The 25,282-nt window shown below is 39.3% G+C and carries 21 protein-coding genes; 7 read left to right on the top strand and 14 right to left on the bottom strand.

All coding sequences use genetic code 11. The features are described 5' to 3' along the window. Nucleotides 1–5: 5 nt before the first annotated feature. Both GQR47_RS20650 and GQR47_RS14850 read left to right on the top strand, forming a co-directional pair. Nucleotides 6–2,225 (top strand): adenylate/guanylate cyclase domain-containing protein, encoded by a 2,220-nt coding sequence (locus tag GQR47_RS20650; RefSeq protein ID WP_346776151.1) that lies wholly within the window; start codon nucleotides 6–8, stop codon nucleotides 2,223–2,225. Further along, complete coding sequence (locus GQR47_RS14850; protein WP_165723958.1) at nucleotides 2,197–3,858, top strand: HD family phosphohydrolase; 1,662 nt, start codon at nucleotides 2,197–2,199, stop codon at nucleotides 3,856–3,858. Before GQR47_RS20650 ends, GQR47_RS14850 begins: the two co-directional genes overlap by 29 nt. Before the next feature lie 288 nt (nucleotides 3,859–4,146). On the opposite strand, the gene GQR47_RS14845 is transcribed toward GQR47_RS14850, so the two are convergent. The 13 genes from GQR47_RS14845 to GQR47_RS14785 all read right to left on the bottom strand — a co-directional run bounded on the left by GQR47_RS14845 (nucleotide 4,147) and on the right by GQR47_RS14785 (nucleotide 17,237). Beyond that, on the bottom strand, nucleotides 4,147–5,574 hold the full coding sequence (locus GQR47_RS14845; RefSeq protein WP_165723957.1) for an NAD-dependent succinate-semialdehyde dehydrogenase: 1,428 nt from the start codon (nucleotides 5,572–5,574) through the stop codon (nucleotides 4,147–4,149). 252 nt (nucleotides 5,575–5,826) lie between these two features. Further along, nucleotides 5,827–6,165: an ISC system 2Fe-2S type ferredoxin gene (gene fdx / locus GQR47_RS14840; RefSeq protein WP_002958430.1), complete on the bottom strand. Its 339-nt coding sequence runs from the start codon at nucleotides 6,163–6,165 to the stop codon at nucleotides 5,827–5,829. Between the two features lie 11 nt (nucleotides 6,166–6,176). Further along, nucleotides 6,177–8,039 carry a Fe-S protein assembly chaperone HscA gene (hscA, locus tag GQR47_RS14835; protein ID WP_165723956.1) on the bottom strand — a complete coding sequence of 621 codons (1,863 nt, stop codon included), beginning with the start codon at nucleotides 8,037–8,039 and terminating at the stop codon, nucleotides 6,177–6,179. Nucleotides 8,040–8,080: 41 nt separating this feature from the next. Beyond that, entirely contained in the window at nucleotides 8,081–8,608 is a 528-nt protein-coding gene (gene hscB / locus GQR47_RS14830) for a co-chaperone HscB (protein WP_002958428.1), read from the bottom strand. A gap of 82 nt (nucleotides 8,609–8,690) precedes the next feature. Beyond that, complete coding sequence (gene iscA, locus GQR47_RS14825; RefSeq protein ID WP_002958427.1) at nucleotides 8,691–9,014, bottom strand: iron-sulfur cluster assembly protein IscA; 324 nt, start codon at nucleotides 9,012–9,014, stop codon at nucleotides 8,691–8,693. A 12-nt stretch (nucleotides 9,015–9,026) separates the two neighbouring features. Continuing rightward, the gene (iscU, locus tag GQR47_RS14820) at nucleotides 9,027–9,410 is read right to left on the bottom strand and encodes a Fe-S cluster assembly scaffold IscU (RefSeq protein WP_002958426.1); all 384 of its coding nucleotides are present in this window, start codon (nucleotides 9,408–9,410) and stop codon (nucleotides 9,027–9,029) included. Nucleotides 9,411–9,451: 41 nt separating this feature from the next. After that, a complete protein-coding gene (locus GQR47_RS14815; protein ID WP_002958425.1) occupies nucleotides 9,452–10,669 on the bottom strand; it encodes an IscS subfamily cysteine desulfurase in 1,218 nt (405 codons plus the stop codon). A gap of 24 nt (nucleotides 10,670–10,693) precedes the next feature. Continuing rightward, nucleotides 10,694–11,185, bottom strand: coding sequence for a Fe-S cluster assembly transcriptional regulator IscR (iscR, locus tag GQR47_RS14810; protein ID WP_002958424.1), 492 nt, complete (start codon nucleotides 11,183–11,185; stop codon nucleotides 10,694–10,696). Between the two features lie 237 nt (nucleotides 11,186–11,422). After that, the gene (gene trmJ, locus GQR47_RS14805) at nucleotides 11,423–12,148 is read right to left on the bottom strand and encodes a tRNA (cytosine(32)/uridine(32)-2'-O)-methyltransferase TrmJ (protein WP_002958423.1); all 726 of its coding nucleotides are present in this window, start codon (nucleotides 12,146–12,148) and stop codon (nucleotides 11,423–11,425) included. A 157-nt stretch (nucleotides 12,149–12,305) separates the two neighbouring features. Further along, nucleotides 12,306–13,061: a class I SAM-dependent methyltransferase gene (locus GQR47_RS14800; RefSeq protein WP_010554084.1), complete on the bottom strand. Its 756-nt coding sequence runs from the start codon at nucleotides 13,059–13,061 to the stop codon at nucleotides 12,306–12,308. A 57-nt stretch (nucleotides 13,062–13,118) separates the two neighbouring features. Next, nucleotides 13,119–14,297, bottom strand: a complete 1,179-nt coding sequence (locus tag GQR47_RS14795) for a response regulator (RefSeq protein WP_165723955.1) — start codon at nucleotides 14,295–14,297, stop codon at nucleotides 13,119–13,121. A 139-nt stretch (nucleotides 14,298–14,436) separates the two neighbouring features. Next, on the bottom strand, nucleotides 14,437–16,476 hold the full coding sequence (gene prlC, locus GQR47_RS14790) for an oligopeptidase A (RefSeq protein ID WP_165723954.1): 2,040 nt from the start codon (nucleotides 16,474–16,476) through the stop codon (nucleotides 14,437–14,439). A gap of 86 nt (nucleotides 16,477–16,562) precedes the next feature. After that, nucleotides 16,563–17,237 carry a DUF2461 domain-containing protein gene (locus GQR47_RS14785; RefSeq protein WP_165723953.1) on the bottom strand — a complete coding sequence of 225 codons (675 nt, stop codon included), beginning with the start codon at nucleotides 17,235–17,237 and terminating at the stop codon, nucleotides 16,563–16,565. Between the two features lie 78 nt (nucleotides 17,238–17,315). Between GQR47_RS14785 and gorA the strand changes: the two genes are divergently transcribed. The 5 genes from gorA to GQR47_RS14760 all read left to right on the top strand — a co-directional run bounded on the left by gorA (nucleotide 17,316) and on the right by GQR47_RS14760 (nucleotide 24,207). Then, the gene (gene gorA / locus GQR47_RS14780) at nucleotides 17,316–18,674 is read left to right on the top strand and encodes a glutathione-disulfide reductase (protein WP_165723952.1); all 1,359 of its coding nucleotides are present in this window, start codon (nucleotides 17,316–17,318) and stop codon (nucleotides 18,672–18,674) included. A 93-nt stretch (nucleotides 18,675–18,767) separates the two neighbouring features. Further along, nucleotides 18,768–19,994: a site-specific integrase gene (locus tag GQR47_RS14775; protein WP_165723951.1), complete on the top strand. Its 1,227-nt coding sequence runs from the start codon at nucleotides 18,768–18,770 to the stop codon at nucleotides 19,992–19,994. Continuing rightward, on the top strand, nucleotides 19,991–21,694 hold the full coding sequence (locus tag GQR47_RS14770) for a hypothetical protein (RefSeq protein WP_165723950.1): 1,704 nt from the start codon (nucleotides 19,991–19,993) through the stop codon (nucleotides 21,692–21,694). The genes GQR47_RS14775 and GQR47_RS14770 overlap by 4 nt, the downstream gene beginning before the upstream one ends. 9 nt (nucleotides 21,695–21,703) lie before the next feature. Next, entirely contained in the window at nucleotides 21,704–23,791 is a 2,088-nt protein-coding gene (locus GQR47_RS14765) for an integrase (protein ID WP_165723949.1), read from the top strand. Continuing rightward, nucleotides 23,788–24,207, top strand: coding sequence for a hypothetical protein (locus tag GQR47_RS14760; protein WP_064668647.1), 420 nt, complete (start codon nucleotides 23,788–23,790; stop codon nucleotides 24,205–24,207). The genes GQR47_RS14765 and GQR47_RS14760 overlap by 4 nt, the downstream gene beginning before the upstream one ends. 271 nt (nucleotides 24,208–24,478) lie before the next feature. On the opposite strand, the gene GQR47_RS14755 is transcribed toward GQR47_RS14760, so the two are convergent. Beyond that, on the bottom strand, nucleotides 24,479–25,282 hold an 804-nt coding region (locus GQR47_RS14755; protein WP_165723948.1), incomplete at its 5' end, for a heavy metal sensor histidine kinase.

The raw sequence follows: 25,282 nt of genomic DNA, 5'->3' as shown, positions 1-25,282 counted from the left end.
TACTCATTAGCTTCTTAAAACCCATTACCTCAAAGCACTTTTTTATTGGCGCTGTTATTACATTATTAATTGCATCAATAGAGTTATTTTCAACTGGGTCGCTTGCAAAGTTAGTTAACCGTGTAGAAGGCATAATATACGACTCTCGGTTATTACTGACGCTTTCAGAGACGCCTAGGCGCATCGATGAAACCGTTGTAATAATTGATATCGATGAAAAGAGCATGCAAGAACAAGGACGCTTTCCTTGGAGTCGCTCAAAATTAGCCGACCTTGTTACAAAGCTTAGCGATGCAGGTGTTATTGTTATTGCATTCGATATATTTTTTTCTGAACAGGAAGAAAACCCTGTTACAAAAATTATGTCTGAGATTCCTGATTTATCAAAAAAGTACACCATCCCCTTTGCTGAAATTACTAAACAAGTCGATGCAGACACAAAACTAGCAAGCGCATTATCTAAAAATGATACTGTTCTTGGTTTTTTACTAATTGATGAACAACTGACTAATCAAAACTTGCCAGCTAAAAACAGTGTTGTATGGGCAAATGCAGATCATACTAATTCACAAATAAACCAGTTTCCTGGTGCTATTGTAAATATTCCACAGTTACAAAATGCTGCAACGGGCACCGGCTTCATTAATGCACATATTGACGAAGATGGCTTTATACGTAAAGCAGCTCTTATAAATCGAGTTGGCGATAAGCTTTATCCTTCTTTAGCACTTGAAGTTGCTCGACTTTATACCCTTGCTGAAAACATAGAAACCCGTTCCAATAGGTTAGATGGTATAACCTTATTCGAAGGTATAAAGTTTCAAAATAAGTGGATACAAACTGATGAGTATGGGCAAATATTAATTCCTTACAAAGGGCGTGCGCATAGCTTTCCCTATTATTCGGCTACCGATATTTTGACCAAAAAAATTGGTTTAGAGGAATTAGAAGGCACTGTAGCCTTTATTGGTACTTCCGCCGTAGGGCTTGCTGATTTAAGATCAACACCTGTTGGTTTGCAATACCCGGGTGTGGAGGTTCATGCCAATATATTTGAAGGGTTAATGCACCCAGAGCTACTTCCCTCTAAACCTAATTGGTCACAGGGAGCAAGCTTACTCATCATTGCATTGACGGGTTGCGTACTGTCGTTTTTTAGCCACGCTAAGAGCGCACGTTTTATTATTGTTTTGTCTCTTACAGTCACAAGTGTCGTTATATTTTTAAACGTTTATTTATGGTCAGTACAAAAAATTAGTTTACCTTTATTAATGCCTCTTTTACTTATCATTATATTAGCCGGTTATTACATCATTGTAGGCTCTATCGCTGAAATGAAACACAGCCGAAAAATAAAATCTATGTTTGACCAATATGTTCCTCCTGAGCGAATAAACCAAATGATACTTCAAGGTAAAAGTTTATCTCAAAAAAGTGAGCGAAAAAATATGACGGTGTTGTTTGCCGACATTCGTAGTTTCACTTCACTATCAGAAAGTATGTCGCCTCATCAGTTAAGTGAATATTTAAACGAATATCTTACAGCTATTACCAAAATCATATTTGATCATCACGGAACTATTGATAAGTACGTAGGCGATATGGTGATGGCATTTTGGAATGCCCCACTGAAAGATGAAAACCACGCTCGCCATGGTGTTGAAGCCGCAATGTCTATAATCAACGGGTTAACGAAAATAAATCAGTTATTTGCAGAAAACAACCAGCCTGCAATAAAAATAGGTATCGGTTTAAGTACTGGCGACATGAATGTAGGTGATATGGGTTCGGTTTACCGTAAAGCCTATACAGTTCTTGGTGATACTGTTAATTTAGGTGCTAGAGTAGAAAGCTTGACCAAATTTTATGGCGTAGCTATTCTTGTTACAGAAGAAACGATGAAGGAATGCCCTTATATTTCATTTCGTCTAATAGATAAAGTGCAAGTTGTTGGTAAAACAGCTGCTGTACAGTTGTTTGAACCTATAAACTTTACAGATAAGCTCGATGAAGAGCAGTTAAATGAAGTTAAAAAGTCGCAGCAGGCCATAACGCTTTTTTATAATAAAAACTGGCCACAAGCACTTAGCTTATTTAAAGAACTACACAGTACAACCGTATTTAGCCCCAACATTTATGCCATTTTTATTGAACGTATTAAGGGCACTGATTTGCAAACACTAGCTAAGGATTGGAATGGTGCCTTCAAACATACTCAAAAGTAGTAAACATATGCGACAGCACATTAAAGACAAAACAAATCTTCAACACTTTATAGATATTAGCATTAGACTAACAACCGAAAAAAACTCGTCTAAGTTACTTGATGAAATACTGCAAGTTGTAATGTCGATAGCAAATTCTGATGCTGGCAGCATTTACTCTATTACCTCAAACAAACAACTAAAGTTTGAAACGGTAATAAACAAGTCATTAAATCTTTATTTAGGTGGCACGTTAGGTGGTCCTGTTGATTTTCCTAATATAGATCTTTTTATTGATGGCAAACCAAATGACACTGCTATTGTTGCGCATTCTGTTAATACAGGGGAAGTGATTAACATTCCTGACGTGTATGATGCCTTGCCTTTTGATATGAGCGCTGCACGCAAAATGGATGCACGCACGGGTTATCGTTCTGAGTCCATGCTAACAATTCCTTTAAAAGATCATGAAGATGACATTATTGGCGTAATCCAGCTTATAAATGTAAAAGATGCGCAAAATAAAAACATTCCTTTTAGTGAAGAGCTCGTCACTCTAATTCGATCTTTTGCCTCTTTAGGCGCTATTTCGCTAACTAACTCAACACTAATTAAGGGAATGGAAGATCTCTTTTCGACCTTTGCTGAAACAATTGCGATGGCAATAGATGAAAAGTCTCCTCATACCGGTGGCCATTGTAAACGAGTGCCAGCACTCACGTTAATGCTAGCTGATGCCGTTAATGATATAAATATAGGTCCTTTGGCTTCATTTTCGATGACTGAAGCTGACCGACATGAGCTTGATATAGCTGGCTGGTTACATGACTGTGGGAAAATAGCGACCCCCGATCACATCATGGAAAAGTCGACAAAACTAGAAACTATTTTTGATCGAATAAAATATGTAGATGCTAAATTTGAAATAATTAGCCGAGATTTAAAAATAGCGTATCAGCAAAAGATAATCTGTGCGATGAAGCTGCAAAAACCTATCGAAGTTCAACAATTTGAACGCCTACTTGATACCGAGCTTAAACAGTTGGCATTAGACCGTGCATTATTACAGCGTGTTAATGTAGGGGGCGAGTTTTTAGGTGATGCAGAACTTGAGCACATTGAACGCATTGCAAACAAATACCAACTCGTTATTAATGATATTAATACACCATTGCTCTCAGCTGATGAAGTTGAAAACTTAACAATACGAAGAGGCACGCTAACCGAAGCCGAACGTGAAGTAATGAAGCGTCATATGGATGTAACTAAAAATATTTTAGATGCCCTGCCGTTTCCTAAACACTTAAGCAATGTTACTGAATATGCTTTAGGTCATCATGAAAAACTTGATGGTACTGGTTACCCAAGAGGTTTAACCAAAGAGCAAATGTCGGTGCCTGCAAGGTTAATGGCTATTACGGATATTTTTGAAGCGCTATCTGCAGTAGACAGACCCTACAAAAAAGCAAAACCGGTCAGTGAGTGTTTATTTATTTTAGGGTCAATGGTTGCTAAAAACCATCTTGATGGTGATATTTTTGCTATTTTTATTGAGTCAGAGGTTTATAAAAATTATATCAACGAGTATGCAGATCCAGAGCAGTTAGATGAGATAGATTTTGATAATTTACCCGGTTACACACCTATAAGTTAGCACCTATAAGCCATGCCTTTATTCAAAATGCGCTTATTACAGTCTATAACTATTGAAACAAAAAAATGCCACCATACGGTGGCATTTACACACGGGGTTATTTCTACTTATAGAAATCCTTTTACTTTTTATTTATTTTTTTATGTTGTTTTATTAACAAAAAATATGGCTCCAAAGGTAGCATTTAGTGCTCTGTGTAGCAACAGTAAAAGATAAAGTTCATATATCTGCCATATTAACGTCATAAAAAAGCGCGAAGTAAATTCGCGCTCATAAACTTAACGGGCGTTATATTTTAATACACACGTACTTTTCTTCTAAGTACTCATCAAGCCCTTGATGACCGCCTTCTCGGCCTAAACCAGATTGCTTAACACCACCAAATGGCGCTACTGGGTTTGATATAACACCTTCATTTACGCCGACCATACCAAATTCAAGCCCTTCACTAACTCGGTAGACTTGCTTAATATTTTGGCTGTAAAAATAAGCAGCTAGACCAAATGGCACATCGTTAGCCAAGGCAAGCACTTCGCTTTCTTCATCAAAAGGGATAACCGTTAATACTGGACCAAATACTTCTTCGTGGTAAATATCCATCTCGGTAGTTACGTTGTTTACTATTAATGGGTTTTGAAAGCTGCCACCTAAGTCACTATTATCGCCAATCAACGTAGCGCCTTTATCGAGTGCGTCTTGTACTAACTGTTGTACTTTCTCTTTGGCTTTAGGATAAATGAGTGGACCAATATCGACATCGTCTTCAAAACCATTTGCCACTTTTAACGCTGCAACCTTAGGGGTGATTTTTGAAAGTACCTTATCGAGAATATTACGCTGTATAAAAATACGGTTTGCTGCAACACATGCCTGCCCACTATTTCTAAATTTAGCCGCCATTAATCCTTCGACTGCTTCATCTAAATCTGCATTATCAAAAATAATAAAAGGAGCATTACCACCGAGCTCCATTGATGTACGTTTAATTGTATCGGCGCATTGCGATAGTAACTGCTTACCTACACCGGTAGAACCAGTAAATGTAAACTTACGCACGACTTCTGAATCAGTCAGCATTTTACCGACTGTTTTAGCATCTTGTGATACGAGTACGTTAAATGCACCTTTAACAAAACCAGCTTGATCGGCCAGATAAGCAAGTGCAATAGCACATAGTGGCGTGTGTTCAGAAGGTTTAAGTATAAAACTACAGCCCGCAGCGTAAGCTGGAGCTACTTTACGAGTAACCATAGCAATAGGGAAGTTCCACGGCGTTATACCCGCTACAACACCGACAGGCTGCTTAAAACTAGTTAAACGATGCGAGTTATCTGTTGGCGGAATTACATCACCGTAACTGCGCTTGGCTTCTTCTGCAAACCATTTGATAAAACCAGCACCGTAATCAATTTCGCCAAGCGATTCTTTGAGCGGCTTGCCTTGCTCTTTGGTCATTAGCTCTGCAAGTGTTTGCTTGTGTTTTATTACTAGCTCATACCAGCGCATCAAGGTTTCGCTTCGCTCAGTGGCATTTGTCGTTTTTAACTTAACAAAAGCCCCTTGAGCTGCGTTTATTGCGCTATTTACACCCTGCTCGTCAATATCGCTTACTTCAACAATACTTTTTTCGGTAGCGGGATCGTTAACGCTAAAGCGCGTATCAGTCTTATAAAATTCGCCGTTAATAAATGAGTCAGAAAAAATAAGATTACTCAAAATAAACCTCCAAAATTACGTTTTAAGGTGTTAGCTTTTAATGCGTGGCATAGAGCCAAGGCTAACATTTTAGGATCTTTGCTCACGTGAGAAGCGCAGCTTCTATATTTATAACCTAGAGTTAAAACACATAACGCCAGCAAGCTTTGCGTCTACAAAATAACATACGAGCTTTGCTTGTCACGCCTACAATTCACAAACAAAAAAGCCGCTGTATCAAACAGCGGCTTTTAATATATACATCGTTAAAAACTAGTGCTCTTCATTAACGATATTGAGATTGTACTTAGGTATTTCAACCACTAGGTCTTCATCTCTTATAATTGCTTGGCAACCAAGGCGTGACTCAGGCTCTAAGCCCCATGCTTTATCTAGCATGTCGTCTTCTAGCTCATCACTTTCTTCAAGTGAGTCAAATCCTTCACGAATCACTAAGTGACACGTAGTACATGCACACGATTTTTCACAAGCATGCGCAATGCTAATACCATTTTTAAGCGCAGCGTCGAGTACCGTTTGACCTGTAGGAGCTTCAATTGCAGCGCCGTCAGGACATAATTCAGGATGTGGAAGAAAAACAATTTGTGGCATTCTAATCTCTCTTAAATGTTGTCTACTGACTGCCCTGTAAGGGCCTTTTTAATTGATGCATCCATTCTACGCGATGCAAAGTCGCTACTCGCATTATCGACTTTTTCGATAGCTGATTTAATTTCGCCAGGCTCTTGTGCATTTTCGCGCACTTTTACCAGTTCTGCAATTTCAGCGCGTAAGTTAGCTAGTTGCGTATCGTCAAGTAATGCACCATCGGCTTCAAGTGATGCATTAAGCGCTTCTATAACACGCAACGCTTCTACTTGTTGCTCTTTAAGCATACGCGCTTGCATGTCGCCTTTAGCGTTGCTCATTGATTCTTTTAGCATGTTAGCTACTTGGTCATCAGATAAACCAAACGAAGGCTTAACTTGAATCTCAGCTTGTACACCTGTTGATTTTTCCATAGCTGAAACACTTAATAGGCCATCAGCATCAACTTTAAAGGTTACACGAATATGCGCAGCGCCTGCCGCCATTGGTGGAATACCTTTTAAGCTAAACTTAGCAAGCGATCGACAATCATCAACAAGCTCACGCTCACCTTGCAGCACATGTAATGACATGGCTGTTTGACCGTCTTTAAACGTTGTAAATTCTTGTGCGCGTGCTACCGGAATCGTTGTATTACGCGGAATGATTTTTTCAACCAAACCACCCATCGTTTCAAGGCCTAGCGATAACGGTAATACATCAAGCAATAACATGTCAGAATCGGGCTTATTGCCAATTAACACGTCGGCTTGAAGCGCCGCACCTAAGGCTACAACACGATCAGGATCGATTGAAGTTAGCGGCTCTTTATCAAAAAAGCTTTGTACTTGGCTACGTACCAATGGCATACGGGTTGAACCGCCTACCATAATAACTTGCAGCACTTCTTCATTTTCAATGCCAGCATCTTTTACAGCACGACGACACGAGCGCAGCGTTTTTTTAATTAGTGGCATAGCCATTTCATCAAACGTTTCGCGCGTTACTTCAACGGTGTATTTCTGATCGTCAAACTCAAGGCCCACGTTTACTTTAGCGTATTGGCTTAATGCTTCTTTACACGCTTTTGCTTTATTGATGAATAAACGTAAAACTGAAGGTGATAATGCTGACACACCTGTTTGCTGCTTAAAGTAATCAACAAGGAGCGAATCAAAGTCATCGCCGCCGAGGCTAGAGTCGCCACCGGTTGCCATTACTTCAAACACACCTTGGTGTAATCTAAGTACTGATATATCAAACGTACCACCACCTAAATCGTAAACAGCAATAATACCTTCTTGGCCAGAGTCTAAACCATAAGCGACTGCTGCTGCTGTTGGCTCATTTAATAAACGTAGTACGTTAATACCCGCAAGCTCTGCGGCATCCTTAGTACTTTGGCGCTGCGCGTCATCAAAGTACGCTGGTACTGTGATTACAGCCCCTAAAATTTCTTGGTTGCCAAAACTTTGCTCAGCTCGTGCTTTTAATGCAGCTAAAATATGGCTTGATGCTTTAATTGGACTAATTTTACCTGCCGCAGTTTCTATTGCTAGCGCACCATTGTGCTCACAAAATTCATACGGTAGTTGGCCATAACTTTGCTCTATTTCAGCCTGAGTTTTACCTAAAAAACGCTTAACCGAAATAAGTGTGTTAGCAGGGTCTTGCGTTGCTGCTTGTGCAGCTTCTGCGCCAACAGTAATACCGCCTGCTTGATAACGAACAACCGACGGTAACATAGCCGCGCCAAGATCATCTGTTAACGTGCGGGCTTCGCCACTTTGCACTGTTGCAACTAATGAATTAGTTGTACCAAGGTCAATACCAATCGCTAGTTTATGTTCGTGTGGTGCCGCGCTTTGCCCCGGCTCAGCAATTTGCAATAATGCCATAATGTTCTTTAAACTCGTGTTGCTCGCTTTGCAGCAAGTAATTAATCGTCAAATAAACTGTCTTCGATACGCTCTAGTTCTTCACGTAATTTATAAACAAACTTCAGTTTACGAATATTATCTGCGGCAAGTTGATATTGCTGCTCATCGTTACTTGCTAATTGCTCAGCAAGTTGTGCACTGTATTGCGCGTTTAATTGCTTAATTTGTTTTTCAAAATTTGCAATGGCGGTATCAGGATCGCTAGCTGATGTTAGCTCTTCAAGTTCTTCGCGAAGTTCCATTTGCTGCATTAAAAACATTGGATCTTGCAAGGTTTGCTGCTCTGCACGAATATCAACGCCTAGCTCGCTCAACATATATTCAGCACGTTTTACTGGGTGCTTTAATGTTTGTAGCGCATCGTTAATTTCGGCGGTGCTTTGCACAGCCATTAACTTATCGCGGCTGCTCGCATTCGCGTGGCGATCGGGATGTACAGTACGCTGTAATTCCAAGTAGTGCTTGTTAACCGTTGCTAAATCAATATTGTAATCAACGGGGACTGCAAATAATTCAAAGTAACGCATAACTTCAACCAATAATATTCAGAAATAACAAAGCCCTACATTAACTGGCAGGGCTTATTTATACTACAAAGATATTTAAAGCTTAAACGGTAAAGCTTTCGCCACAACCACACTCATCTGCTTGATTCGGGTTATTAAATTTAAACCCTTCATTTAAGCCTTCTTTAGTGTAGTCGAGCTCTGTGCCATCGATGTAAACTAAGCTTTTAGCGTCAACAATTAATGTGACACCTTTAGCCGCAAAAGTTTCATCGTCTTCGTTTAAATCGTCAACAAACTCAAGTACATAAGCAAGACCTGAACAGCCCGTCGTTTTAATGCCAACGCGCAGGCCTAAACCTTTACCGCGGTTTGCTAAAAATGATTGTACGCGGTTTGCTGCCGCATCTGTCAATGTCACTGCCATGAGTTTCTCTTCTTACTTCGCTTGTTTGCTTTTGTAGTCTGCAATTGCTGCTTGAATTGCGTCTTCGGCTAAAATTGAACAGTGAATTTTCACTGGTGGCAACTCAAGCTCTGCACTGATGTCAGTGTTTTTAATTGTCGCTGCTTCGTCTAGCGTTTTGCCTTTAACCCACTCTGTTACAAGTGAAGATGAAGCAATTGCGCTACCACAACCGTAGGTTTTGAATTTTGCATCTTCAATAACGCCAGTGGCAGATACTTTAATTTGCAGTTTCATTACGTCACCACATGCTGGTGCGCCTACCATACCCGTTGCCACTGACGGATCGTTCTTATCTAGAGTACCTACGTTACGTGGGTTTTCTACGTGGTCGATTACTTTATCACTATAAGCCATTATTCTATCCTCATTACCTGCTAGGGTATGTGCTCACACTATTAGTGGTGAGCCCATTCAACTGAATCTAAATCAATACCTTCTTGATGCATCTCCCAAAGTGGAGACATCTCACGTAGGCGACCGATAGAGTTTTTCATTAATTCGACGGTGTAATCAATCTCTTCTTCGGTAGTAAAGCGACCAATACTAAAACGAATTGAGCTATGTGCTAATTCGTCGTTACGGCCAAGTGCACGTAATACATAAGAAGGCTCTAAGCTTGCAGATGTACAGGCTGAACCTGACGATACTGCAATGTCTTTTACTGCCATAAGTAACGACTCACCTTCAACAAAGTTAAAGCTGATGTTTACAATACCCGGTACTGATTGGTCTTGTGTGCCGTTAAAGTATACTTCGTCCATATCAGCCATAATGCCGTCGATTAAACGATTACGTAAGGCGCTGATGTGTGCGTGATCTTTTTCGAAATCTTGCTTAGCAATTTTAAACGCAGTACCCATACCCACTAATTGGTGAGTTGCTAGTGTACCAGAGCGCATACCGCGTTCATGTCCGCCACCGTGCATTTGCGCTTCGAGGCGAGCACGTGGTTTACGACGAACGTAAAGTGCACCAACACCTTTAGGGCCATACACTTTATGTGCAGAGAACGACATAAAATCAACTTTAAGCTGTTGCACGTCGATTAATACTTTGCCCGCGCTTTGCGCTGCATCTACGTGGAACATAATTTTACGTTCGCGACACATTTCGCCAATAGTCGCGATATCTTGAATCACACCTAGCTCGTTATTAACGTGCATGATGCTTACAAGTACTGTGTCGTCACGCATTGTGTCGGCAAGTTTTTGTAAATCAAGTAGGCCGTTTTCTTCAACGTCCATGTAAGTTACTTCAAAACCTTGGCGCTCAAGCTCACGACATGTGTCGATTACAGCTTTATGCTCAGTTTTAGCGGTAATAACGTGCTTACCTTTTTTCTTGTAAAACTGTGCTGCACCTTTAATAGCAAGGTTATTTGATTCTGTTGCACCCGATGTGAAAACAATTTCACGTGGGTCTGCATTAATTAAATCAGCAATATCTGTACGCGCTTGGTCAACAGCTTCTTCTGCTTGCCAACCAAAACGGTGTGAGCGTGACGCAGGATTACCAAACTTACCGTCCATTGTCAGGCACTGCATCATTTCTTTAGCAACACGTTCATCAACAGGCGTGGTCGCTGCGTAATCTAAATAAATCGGTAACTTCATTTCTCTCTCCGCTGCAGGTCAACCTTAAAGTTGACAGCTTACTTGAATGTTTTCCAACTGCTTAATTGCATTATTGATACTGTTATCTTGGCGCGATGCTATTTCTTTCACATCTGATTTTTCCACCAATTCAGCAAGGGTAATATTATTCAAAAATTCTTCTATGCGTGCGCTTAAGTCTGACCACAAATTATGTGTTAAGCAACGCATACCACTCTGACAGCCGGTATCGGCACCTTGGCAACGTGTTGCATCGACCGATTCGTCTACGGCGCTAATAATATCGCCAACAGAGATAACGCCCGCTTCACGCCCTAGTAAATAACCACCACCAGGTCCACGAACAGAACTTACTAGGCCATTTTTACGTAAACGAGCAAATAATTGTTCAAGGTAAGACAAAGAAATTTCTTGTCTTTGTGAAATATCAGCAAGGGCTACAGGACCTACACCTGTGTGTAGTGCAACATCCAGCATAGCTGTAACGGCATATCTGCCTTTTGATGTTAACTTCATAACGCCCCCTGCACAAAAGAGTGCAAATTTTAATTACCAGAGTAAATTAGTCAAGTATTATCACTTGATAAAAATTTGATTTATAAACTCTTACTTTTTAAATTGTAGAGTTAACAAACTTTCAATACTTGACCTCTTTGGTCAAGTATTACAGCCATTGTAATTACCTGAGTATTTTAGTCAAGTATTAGCTAGTTATTTACCCATTGGTTTTTATAACTAATAGCTATACCTAAGTTACTTAGGGATAGACTTATTAATTGAAGTGAGAATACCGCGTAAAATATTCATTTCGGCATCTTCAGGGTGAGCTCGGTTAAATAAACGACGTAATTTAGTCATAACTAAACCAGGGTGCTGTTTGATAATAAAACCGGTTTTGAAAAGCGTCTCTTCAAGGTGCTCATAAAACAGTTCTGTTTGTTTTGAGCTTGGGTAAACAGCATCGTCTTCTTCAACCTTTTTAGGTTGTTGATTTAAAAACGCCATGCGTGTTTCGTAACTAAGTGTTTGTACGGCCATAGCTAAATTAAGCGAGCTGTATTCTGGATTAGCAGGAATACATACGTGGTAATTACAAAGCTGTAACTCTTCATTAGTTAAGCCACTGTTTTCACGACCAAATACTAGCGCTACAGGGCCATTTACCGCTTCAGCAACGAGTTTTTCACCACATTCACGTGGTTCAACCATTGGCCACGAAAGCGTACGAGAACGCGCACTTGTGCCAATCGTTAATGTACAGTCAGCGATAGCTTCTTCAACAGTACCTACAATAACTGCATTGCCTAAAACATCAGTTGCGCCTGCAGCTAAAGCACTTGCTTGGCTGTCTATTTCGCAAGCAGGATCAACTAAATAAAGTTTTGATAAACCCATGGTTTTCATGGCGCGAGCCGCCGAACCAATATTGCCGGAATGTGACGTGTTAACTAAAACAATGCGAATATCATCTAAGATCATTACTGTGCTACTTTGCTATGCCAAAAAATTGCGCAAATTCTAACATGAAAATGTAATAAGATCCTAGATTCAAAAGGCTAGATCCTAAGATCCAAGCCAATATAACGATTCTTACATGGGCAAATTCTAGGGATATACCACCAATTTGTTTTGATGTTTAAACCATTGCCGCCTTTACATAAACATCAAAACGGTTCTTTTTAGTTTTAATTTGCATACTTGGGGTTTTTTCGTTTAAGAATGGCGCATAATCGGGGCGTTTTACAACGACACGCTTACTGGCAAGTGGATAGGCAAAATCAAGTAGGTCGTCAGCGTCGTTGTCTGCACCAACTAGCTCTTGAAATACGCGCATTTCTTTTTTAACTAATGCTGATTTTTCGCGATGCGGAAACATGGGATCTAAATAAACAACATCGGGCATGCTTTCGCACTGAGAGAGCAAAGTATGGCTTGAGCCAAATATTAGGCTCATGTTTTCTTTCATCCACAAACCAATTTCAATATCGCTATAGGCTCGCTTTAACCCATCGTATAAAAGGGCTGCAACAACCGGATGACGTTCATGTAATATGACTTTGCACCCTAGCGAGGCAAGTACAAAGCCGTCTCGCCCAAGGCCTGCGGTAGCATCAAGTACAACAGGCGTTGCACCTTTATTTAAACCAACCGCTTTGGCAATAGCTTGCCCTTTACCACCGCCAAACTTGCGCCTATGGGCAGCAGCACCGGTTACAAAATCAACATTAATTGCACCTAGTTTAGGCTCGTCGGTTTTAAATAGGCTTAACCCTTTATCATCGTAATGTAAACTAAAGCCACTGCAATTTTGCGCCCATTGGGCTAAACCAAAGCGTGTTTCTAATTCATTTAAATAAGGACGTAACTCTTTAAAAGCACACTGAATAACCACAATAAACTCCGACGATAAAATACGCCTGTAGTATATCAACCGCTTTACTTTAAAGCACTAAAATAGCTCTATATCACTGTGATGATTAGTATTGACCTTTGCGGCTTCCGCTTTAGTGCGTAAATTAGATATAAGTTCATTGCGGCTTTCGGCAACTTGTTTAAGCTGATATTTGATAAAAGCTAAATCACTATTAGCCGATACAAATAACTGCATTGTTTGATCTAATTGAGATATATATAAGGTGAGATCTGCAGGATTTGCTTGTGTTTGTTGTAGCTTAATGGCGCAGTCAAGCTCATGTAGCTGCTCTATAAACACTTTAGTACTTTTGTTTTGCTCTATATTTTGTGTAGTTAACTGCTTAACAATATCTTGAAGGGCTGTACTTATTTGAGCTGCCTGCTCATAACTGCTTTCGCTTCTTTCCATGGTAATAACCTTCTCGTTGGTTACTTCTAATATATGCGGGAACAGATCTTTATAACGCCCGTACAAAGCATCATTATCAACTGGCATATTTTTTATCAAAAGGGATACTTTGGGGTAATTAATTATAGTACTACTACCAATATCAACAAATCGTTGAGCTTGTCTGTGTTGCTCCAGCAGCTCTTGCTCTAACGGGCAAACACCGCTTTGCTGGCTATAAAAAACACCTGTTCCTTGATACCAAAACACAACCACAACATCTAAATTTAAAGGAGCAAAAAAGGCAAAAAAGTGTTCACTCAACGATTGAAAGTTATTAGCGTGATAGCTTTGTCCAACGTAGCGCATTATACGGCCCATATCGCCCGACTCTGTCATCGCTATTTCCGCTGTTTTATTCGCTTTTGCTATATCCAATTTTAGCTTTGCACATTGCTGTCGATATTCGTAAAGCACTTTTATACGCGCTATTAACTCTTCTGCGTTAAAGGGTTTAGTAATGTAATCAGATGCGCCAACACTATAACCTTTTACCCGATCGCTTAACTCTATTTTAGATGAGAGAAACATAACGGGAATATCTTGAGTGCTTTCACTTTGCTTTATCGTTTTACATACGTCATAGCCTGACATACCTGGCATTTCAATATCGAGTAAAATAATATCAGGGTTATATTTATTGGTTAGCCTTAATCCTTCATCGCCATCTTTTGCATGAATTATTTTACAAAACCCTGCTAAAGACTCTTCAATTATATGATGAACATATTTGTCGTCATCAATTGCTAATACCAACTTTGCCATGCCTTAATCCATTTTAATAGGTGTGCTAAAAGCATAGTACGACAGGATGAAATTACTAAAAATTATTAGATAATAATTTACAAATAATAAAAAAGCGCCATTTAGGCGCTTTAATTTAGTTTGTGCTAAATATTAGTTTTTAAGCTGCAATACCGCTGTGGCGCAGTAACGCGTCAACATTAGGCTCACGACCACGGAACTTTTTAAATAATTCCATTGGCTCTTCACTGCCGCCTTTTTCTAAAATATTTTGCATGAAGGCTTGACCGGTTTGCGGGTTAAAAATACCTTCTTCTTCAAATTTAGAATAAGCGTCAGCAGAAAGTACTTCAGCCCATTTATATGAGTAATAACCAGCGCTGTAACCGCCTGCAAAAATGTGGCTAAAGCCATGCTGAAAACGGTTAAACTCAGGAGGCTTTACGACCGAGGTACGACTACGTACGTCATCAAGTACAGCTTGAATTTGACACTCTTCACCCGCTTTATAATCATTGTGGATTTTAAAGTCGAATAACGAGAACTCAATTTGACGCAGCATTTGCATGCCTGAGTTGTAGTTTTTAGCCGCTAGTAGCTTATCAAGTAGCTCTTTAGGTAACGGCTCGCCCGTTTCATAATGACCTGAAATAAAGCTCAATGCTTCTTCTTCATAACACCAGTTTTCTAAAAACTGACTAGGAAGCTCTACCGCATCCCACGCTACACCATTAATACCCGCAACAGGGGCAGCATCAACTTGTGTAAGCATGTGGTGAATACCATGACCAAACTCGTGGAATAAGGTTGTCACTTCGTCATGGGTAAACAATGCAGGTTTATCGCCAACCGCTTTATTAAAGTTACACACTAAATAAGCCACTGGAGTTTGTAGTTCGCCATTAGCACGTACTTTACGGCCCATACAGTCGTCCATCCACGCACCACCGCGTTTACGGTCGCGTGCATATAAATCGAGATAAAAACGTCCACGTAAGGTATTGCTGCTATCTACAATTTCAAAAAAATGTACATCTTTGTGGTAAGTATCAAAGTCAGTAACTTCTTTTACGCTAATACCAAATAAGCGGTTAACGGTTTCGAATAAGCCACTTAATACTTTATTTGCAGGGAAGTAAGGACGTAATACTTCATCTGAAATAGCGTATTTTTCTTGCTTAAGTTTTTCGCTATAGTAACCAAAATCCCATGCCTGTAATTCAGAAATACCATGTTTTTGCTCAGCATAGGCTTTTAACTCTGCCACTTCTTGTTCTGCTTGTGGTTTTGATTTAGCCGCTAGGTCTTCTAAAAACGAGAATACTTGCGCCGGTGTTTCGGCCATTTTAGTTGCCAATGACTTTTCAGCGTAGCTGTTAAATCCTAGTAACTGTGCAAGTTCATGGCGAAGCGCAAGCTCCTCACTCATAATCTCTGAGTTATCAAATTCACCAGCGTTAGGGCCTTGATCTGATGCGCGCGTAGAAAACGCGGTGTAAGTTTCTCTGCGAAGTTCGCGGTTATCTGCATAGGTCATAATTGGTAAATACGACGGGAAATCAAGGGTAAATACCCAACCGTCTAACTCTTTACTTTTTGCAGTATCAGCTGCAAGCGCTAAAGCAGATTCTGGCAAGCCAGCTAAGTCGCTTTCATCAGTAATATGTTTGTGCCAAGCAAGTGTGGCATCCATTACGTTGTTGCCAAATTTTGAGGCTAGTTCTGATAAACGCGCGCTAATTTCGCCGTAGCGTTTTTGCTGCTTTGGCGCTAATGCAATACCCGATAATTTAAAATCACGAAGCGCATTAGTAATTGTTTTTTGTTGTGCTGTAGTCAGCGTTTTAAATTCGTCGCTGTTATAAAGCGTATTATACGCGTTGTATAAACCTTGGTGCTGACCTACAAATGTTGAATATTCAGATATTAACGGTAAGCACTGCTCGTAAGCTTCACGTAATTCGTCGTTATTCATTACTGAATTTAAATGCGATACAGGGGAGAACATACGCGATAATTTGTCGTCGGCTTCTTCAAGGGGTAATACTAAGTCATCCCACGTGTACGAACCTTTCGCTAGCACGTCATCAATGGCTTTACGACAAAGCTCAATACCGTCTTTTAGTGCTGGTACTACGTACTCAGGCTTTATTTTTGAAAATGGTGGTAAGCCTTCAAGGCCAATTAGTGGGTTGCTCATAAATACTCTCTTTGCGTTAATGCATTACGTTTTAAATTGGGTCTAAAAGTAAAAAAACAACTCAGCCGCTTTTAAGTTGTTTAATTTTAATAAGGTTGCTCTAAAGCAAAACACAAATAACCCATTAATGAGTCGGCCACTTTATAACGTTCTAGTACCGTATCAACTAGGTTATTACTGCATATTTGCTTTTGAGTAAGTGGGCTAATGGCTATAAAGTCTTTTCGTTTGAGCTCATCTATTAAGGGATGATCTTTTTCAAAACCCCTTGGTGGGCGTTTTAGCGACTCTCCTGACATTTCAAATATAGATTTAAATTGCTCATCACAAATTGCTTTTTTATAGCTATTTGGGTTTTCATCTATGCAGGTTCTAATGGCATTAAGCGCCTTTGATTCTGGTCGCCAAATACCAGCACCTACAAAACATTCGTCATTTGCTAAGTGAAAATAAAAACCAGGGGCGTGTACGTCTTTTCCCATAAAATGGCGAAATTGAATTCCTACATTAATTTTATATGGGGTTTTATCTTTACTAAAACGCGCGTCTTTATGGATTCTCATTAAACTACCGCCGACTTTTTTATCTGATGCGACAAAATGGCTAGAAACCTCAGCAAGTGGTGCTTGCATTTGCCTAATGAAATCTAAAGCGGGCTCTCTTACGTATTCCTCATACTGTGATTTATGGTCATTAAACCAGTCTCTATTATTGTTTTGATCAAGCTGAGCAAGAAATTCGAATGTTTTTTTACTAAACATAGGTCACCTAAACACTCTTTATTTTTAAAACTTAATGTTATGCTAATGCGCATAAAACTCAACGCCTAAGGACATAAAATGACACAACACTTTGATTATATTGCAATCGGTGGTGGCAGTGGTGGTATTGCCTCTGCAAATAGAGCGGCAATGCGTGGCGCTAAAGTAGCACTTATAGAAGCAAAACACATGGGCGGCACGTGTGTAAACGTGGGCTGTGTACCTAAAAAAGTAATGTGGCACGGTGCTCAGGTTGCTGAAGCAATTAATTTATATGCCCCAGATTACGGCTTTAATGTTGAAGTTAAAGGCTTTGATTGGAGCAAGTTAGTAGAAAGCCGTGAAGCCTACATAGGTCGAATTCATAAAGGTTATGACAGTGGCCTTGCTAGCAATGGCGTTACTGTAATTAAAGGCTTTGCTAAATTTGTAGATAATAAAACAGTTGAAGTAAACGGCAAGCACTACACAGCCGACCATATATTAATTGCAGTAGGTGGACGCCCAAGCATTCCGCATATTGAAGGTGCTGAACACGGTATCGATTCAAATGGCTTTTTTGAGCTAAAAGAGCAACCTAAGCGCGTTGCAGTAATAGGCGCAGGCTACATAGCCGTTGAGCTTGCTGGTGTATTACATGGTTTAGGTACTGAAACACATTTATTTGTTCGTAAGCATTCTCCACTTCGTAACTTTGACCCATACATAGTTGAAACCCTTGTTGATGTTATGGCTGCCGAAGGCCCTACTCTTCATACAGAATCTGTACCTCATAAATTAGTTAAAGAAGATGATGGCTCTGTAACGCTACATTTAGATAATGGTAAAACTCATAACGTTGACCAAGTAATTTGGGCCATTGGCCGCCAGCCAACAACAGATGCAATTAATGTAGCTGCTGCAGGCGTAGAAGTTAACAGCGATGGTTTTGTTAAAGTTGATGAGTTTCAAAATACCACAGCTAAAAATGTATACGCGGTTGGCGATATTATCGAAAACGGTATTGAACTTACGCCTGTAGCAGTTAAAGCAGGGCGTACTTTATCAGAACGCTTATTTAATAAAGAACTACCTGATGATTTAAAAATGGATTACAGCCTAGTTCCTACTGTTGTATTTAGTCACCCACCAATTGGTACCATTGGCCTTACTGAACAAGAAGCTATTTCTCAATACGGCGAAGAAAACGTTAAGATTTACCAATCTGGTTTTACAGCTATGTACACAGCGGTAACTAAACATCGCCAACCTTGTAAAATGAAGCTTGTATGTGCCGGCCCAGACGAAAAAGTAGTTGGCCTACATGGTATTGGTTTTGCGGTTGATGAAATGATTCAAGGTTTTGCAGTTGCCATGAAAATGGGCGCTACTAAAGCTGACTTTGATGCCGTTGTTGCGATTCACCCAACAGGTTCTGAAGAGTTTGTTACTATGTAAATTTTTCTCTGGAAAAGTGAAACTTTACATTTGCTAACTCTGGAAAACGAACTAAGCTGACCAATTAACGCACAATTATTGGTCAGCTTTTTTATGCTCACAATAGTTCAATCAGATGATTTTAAAACTGAGATCCAAACTCCTTTTTGCAAAACAAAATCAAGCATTCAGCTAAAAGGCTTTCCAACTTTTTATGAAGATGGTGAGTACGTCATGCCAATAAATCTTTGGATGAATCACCTCATTAACGTTAAGCGCGCGAAAAACATCAATTCAAACGTTCGTGCCATAAGTCGATATTGGCGCTTTTTAAAAAGCCATGAGCTCTCTTGGAAAGATTTTCCAACTATCAAATCAAATAAGCCTACATATATTTTCCGAAACCAAGATCTTTTGACCTCAGTGAAAGCCGGTGAGCTAAATAGTTCAACAGCAGCTGTATATATGAACCATATAATTAAATTCTACGAGTGGGCATATTATGAGAGGTTAATTAACTTCTCTAAGGAAAATAAACCATTTGAAGTAGAGTTTGTTAGCATCAAAACGACTGGAATGCTGGCACACATAAACCGTAATTACGTTGTTAGAAGCTCAGATTTAAGGATCAGGGTACCAAGGCGTACTCCAGAGCAAAGTTTAAACCCTCTCACTGAAGATGAAGTAAGATTATATTCACACGCACTCAAAGAACAGTCCATTGAGTTCCAAATACATCAACTATTACAACTCATGTGCGGCCTTCGTATAGAAGAAGCCTGCACCTTCCCTGCAAGTCTAGTGAAAAGATGTGACCCGAATAAATACCATATTGAAGTTAGTATAGGACCTCACAACGGTGTACTCACTAAATTTGGCTCAGTCAGAACAATCGAAATTCCAACACTGTTAATGAACAAGATGCATCGCTACTTGATCAGTGAGCGTCGCCAGAAAAGAGAGTCTAAAACCGATAAACAGATTGCTGAATTATTAATTACCAATAGGGGTAAACCATATACTACCAATGCAATACAGCGTCACTTTAGCTTAACTCGTAATTACATACGCAATGAGCTAAATACCCACTTTCAGCATAGAACACACGATTTACGTGCAACTTACGGTACATTTCGTCTTGCGTCCCTTTTAGACGAGAAAGTTGGGTTGTCACCATTCGATGCTATGTCATTAATCATGGGGTGGATGGGACATAAAGATGAGAAAACAACTTGGCGATACCTTAACTTTATAAACCGAAGCAAGGCATCGATACGTGCAGTTTGCTTTTTAGATCAAGTCATGGAGTCAGTCATCAATGAGCATGAGGATCTCTCGTGATTAACAAATCAAATTTAAATATTGACCTCAAGCTAAAATTGAACATCTATGGTGATCAATTTGTATACCCAGACTTTAAAAGATTTAGATACAAAGGCGTGCCTAAACTTTTTGAAATGCGCCGGGGTACTTTGCTTAGCCGAGATAACCAAGTTATTAAGTGGTATCAAGCATTCAAAGCTAATACAGAGTATACTGACACAACAATGAATACCCTTTTTAGAACATTTACACGGTATGTGAATATTTGTGACAGTATTCCCGTAAATCCAGATTCAAAAGAGGGTATCAATGCATTTGAAACAGCTCTAGTTCACAGCGTTAGAATTGGCAGCAAAAGTTCAAACACAGCAAAAGGTGAGTTAAGTAGTATAAGAACAATAATGAAGATGCTAGATCACCCTGTTGATGAGTGGTTTTCTAAATTCAAACTATTTCGCAGCCAAATAAATCCAACTCAAGCATACTCAGAATCTGAATTGAAAAAGTTAATTAAAATACTAAAAGAACTATATTTTCAGCTTTCCAAGCAAATTCAAACCTCACCTAAAAAATACATTCAAGCAGGGAGAAGCAACCAATACGCGAGCTTTTCTTTCAATAAAATCGAAGTACCTGTAAGTGGTGCTATTACCAAATGTTACTGTGCTGCCTATTTCTTACTCGCTTATTATACTTGGGCTAATGCAAGTACGATAAGAGATATGGATATTCCCAAAGCTTCTCAAAAGAAAGGGCAGCAAGGTAAATGGTTTGTGCAAACAGCGTTAAAGAAGAGAGCTAATAAATTTGTTACCATCGAGCTCGGCGATAATCTTAGCACAGACATTCCAAAGCATGCGCTAAATTTTATTAATGACCTTATCACCCTTACACACGTGCTGTTTCCAGATGCCAATAGACTACTTCATCAATGTCTTAACGGAATAAATAAGCCCTTATGCCCAACGCATATTCGTTCCAATATGAATTGGCTAATTAATATATTCGATTTGACTGACGACAGCGGTCAACAACTTAGACCTGAAGCTAAACGATTTAGAGCTACAGGTGCATCTAATTACTTAGCACTCACAGGAAACTCACTCGAAACATCCATGTTGCTCAATAACACGCCTGATGTAGTGCGAAAACACTATAGCAGAGGTAACAAGCCTGAAAATGACGCTCAATTACAGGCCACAGCAAACACCTTAGAAAATGCCATAAAATGTGGAAATATAGATAAAGCTCGCGAGCAAACTCTTGAGCAAATGAATCTAGAAATACTACCTTATGATGAATTCGTTAACCGCTATGCTAAATCAGGGAATGGTCAAAAAACACCTTTAGGTACAGGTTGCAAAGACCCCTTTGATAACCATGGAGATCGTTTTCGAAGAAAGGCCTCTATCGATAGTGTGGACATGAGTCACCTTGCTTGTGCTGACTTATTGAATTGCTTTTCCTGCCCAAACCAAGTGCTGGTTGAAGAAGTTGATGATATCTGGTGTTTATTGAGCTTTTACGAAGCGTTAGAGGATGCCAAAGAAGATCACCTCAACATGTCACACTTTAAAAACAATTTTGATCGAGTACTAAGCAAAATAAAGCAAGTGCTTTTTAGTATCGACTTAAAAGTGCGTAGGCAAGCTGAGCGGAAGCTACGTACCATTGGCCGTCACCCTTTTTGGCCCGATACGCTTAATTTGGTTTTATAAGGAGATGCTATGAAACCGTTACTTGCTGCACCAGAACAAGTTATAAAAGAGAACACTGTTTTTGTTGAACAGGCAATACAGTATTTTGAAAATAAGGATTGGGACAATTTAAACAAAATCCCAGTAATGATTGACCAAAATGGTAAAACCATAAGTTACTTTGGCGATAACACATGGGATTTAACACACTATGTAGATGTCAAAATTGTTTCGAAAAAGCGGGCTTCTTTTACTCATTTAACAACTATTTCCTTGTTGCAAGAACAAAAGTTACTCGCATTCCTTGGTTTATTTGCTGTCGGCACCTTAAGGCAAGGGGCAATGATAAAAACCACAACATTTTTAGAGAGAAATATCAATTTAACCCAAGTATATAAATACATAGAATCCATCAAAGCAGATTCGATTTGTGTCCTTAACCATCCCATACAGTTTTCTAGGTTTTGCGAATATTTAAAGTCACTTAAAATGAGTGGGCCATATACTTCAAAACTTATTTTCGCATTAAACTGGATCGAAGCGGTTAAGAACCAAACCCCCATAAAACTATCATTACCTTTGACGACATCAATTACAGAATTAGGCCGTCAATTAGGTTGCCCAACCAAACTAGAAAGTGAGCAGTATTACGCTATACCATCACGCTTGATGCAACTCATATACTCAAAGGCTATCGAGTATATAGATACTTACTATCCTATTCGAGATACATTATTAGATATCCATACCGAGCAGCAAGAAAACTATGAAATTGGCAAAGCGGCTGTTGATAACAAAATAAAATCAGGTCAATGGAACTGGTTAACATCTGATTCCCCTCACTACAAAGCTGAGATAACTAAAGCTAAACCCCAAACTTCTACCAATATACTTAAAAGCTATATTTCCAACGCTGATATCGAAAAATTAATTCCTAGTGATATACGAAGATTCAATTGGTTATACTCCCATATTCTAACTTGCTGCTTTATAATTTGTGGAGCCTTTTCGGGCATGAGAAGAAGCGAGATCTATAGTTTACACTCTGATAGCTTTAAAACATTAAAATTAAAAGACCAAGTGTTTTATTCGTTACAATCCTACCACAGTAAAATGACACCTGCGGTGCCTGAAAAAGCAGAGTGGTTGGCATCTCCAATTACTGGGAAAGCAATCGAGCTCGCATCACTACTCACTCAAAATATGAGAACTCAACTCATGCTCTCAGATGACCGAGTCGAAAATGCTAGAGCCTCAAGCATCTGGCTAGTTCAACAAATGAAATGCAGAAAGCCAAACATGCTGACAGGTCCACCTTTTGCTCTTCATCATAAGCAGCTAGTAGAAGAGGCTGGCGCCATCGTAAATGAGCAAGATTATGAAGAGTTTAAACTTCTAAATCCAAACCTAAACATACACGCTTACAAGCAAAAGATAGTTATAGGTAAGCCTTGGGCTTTTACAACCCACCAACTCAGGCGAACTTTTGCAGTATTTGGTAAACGCTATAATTTACTCTCTGACGTTGCCATTAAACAACAGTATAAGCATATATATTTACCAATGTCTCAATGGTACTCAGAAGGAGGCGTAGCAGCCAAAATAAAACATGTAAAAGTGGACTCAGAACTCAATAATTTACTTCAAGAAGTGGATAAAGAAGTCACTACACAACTATTGCATCAGTGGTATAACTCAGATGACAAGCTATATGGTAAGAAAGGTATAGATGTTGTTAAAGATAGAGAAAATACCGCCGTTAAATACTCATCTTGGGATGCTCTATATGCTCAAGTATCTACTGGTAGAATATCTATTGCTGGTACACTTCACTCATACTGCATGGCTGGTTATGAATGCAGAATGGAAAAAGTCGTATCACCAACCAACTGTTTTAACTGCGAGAACGTTGTTATAGACGAAACAAAAGCACAAGCTTGGCAAAAACGACATCAGTGGATTGTTGAGACTATAACTGAAATGGAGCAGCATACTAAACTATCTCAATCGCAGCTAAGCCATTTTATTACGCAATTACGTGCAGCTGAAAAGGTTATGGACTACTTTGAGATAAGCTACACTCCATACAAACCCGAAATTGAGATCAGACAGCTTTGAGTAAGTCAGAGAATACAAGGTTAGAGCTTCTAAGCGCAATTGACAGGATACTTTCTGGCGATACAGTACGTATTGATGCCAAACGAGGTTTAAGTGCCATTGCAGTTGAGGAAGAAGCTAACCTTGGTAATGGCTCAGCTTACTATTACTCAGACGTCATTGAAAAAATTAAACTACTAAAATCAAAAGCTATAACAAAAAAGCAAGCACAGCAAAACTCAGATGTTACTAAGTTACGTGAAAAGCTTGCCAACGAGAAACGGTTAAAAGAAAAATATCGAGCGGAAATAGCCAGCTTAAAAGAGCAAATGGCACAAATGGCTTCTACCCACAATGCCCTAGCGCTTTCAAATCACCAGCACTTGAAAAAGATAAATGATCTTGAGTCAGAGTTATTTTTACTGAAGAAAAATTAATATATATTCAATTGCTTAAAGCATCGCCTAAAAAATGAAACAAGGTTAAATGAGATGTACCCTGATGAAGTTCAACAATTAAAAAGCCATATAACAAATATTGCAGCTCAACATAATGGGTTAGCACTTACGATACTACAATATCAATATAAAGCGGCTGATCTAACAATGTGGAAAAGGTAAAATAATTATTTAACTGAATAAGTACAATTGTCAAAGGCAAGTTTCAACACATGAGCCGATTATTAGTATAGCTGACATTAAATGAATACTATTTAAATAAATTTAAATAAACATTAAAGCAGGTATTCTGATCGTTTGAACAAACCTTTACATTCCCGCCATTAGCTTCAGCTAAGGCTTTAACTATAGCGAGCCCTAAACCAGCGCCATCACTATGGCGTTGACGAGACTTATCTGATCGATAAAAGCGATCAAATAAATAAGGTAAATGTGCAGAAGGTATTTTCTCACCGGTATTACTCACACAGATACATACTTTTTCAGCAGATGTTATTTCACTACATACCGTAATTGATGACCCCTTCGGTGCATATCTTATAGCATTCGATAACAGGTTTGATAACAATTGACGAAAATGTAGCTTGTCACAATAAAAGCTGATGTTTTCACCTGCTTTATGAAGTATCAGCGATGACTCTTCAGCTAATGCATCAAAATACTCAAACAGCACCTCAATTTCTTCATGGCTGGATAAAATATCTTGGGCTGGTTTAATTAGGCCGTTTTGAGATTTTGCCAGCCAAAGCATGTCGTTAACCATCTTAGTTAGCCGCTCAAGCTCTTCGAGGTTAGAAAATAATAACTCTTGGTACTCTTCGGATTGTCTTTTTTTAGATAGACCAACCTGTGTTTGAGTTATTATATTGGTAAGCGGTGTACGTAGCTCATGAGCAATATCACTGGAAAAATTTGATAGGCGGATAAACTCACCTTGTAACCTGTCTAGCATTGCATTGAAAGATTGCACCATATTAACAAGCTCAATAGGCACTTTATTTTCATCGAGCCTTACATCCATTTTATTAGTTTGGATATCGTGTATTTTCTGACT

The sequence above is a fragment of the Pseudoalteromonas sp. Z1A2 genome (assembly GCF_011378755.1).
GTDB classification, from domain to species: domain Bacteria; phylum Pseudomonadota; class Gammaproteobacteria; order Enterobacterales; family Alteromonadaceae; genus Pseudoalteromonas; species Pseudoalteromonas distincta.
Note: the sequence above shows the minus strand (reverse complement) of the source record. Positions and strands in the feature narration are given on the sequence as shown.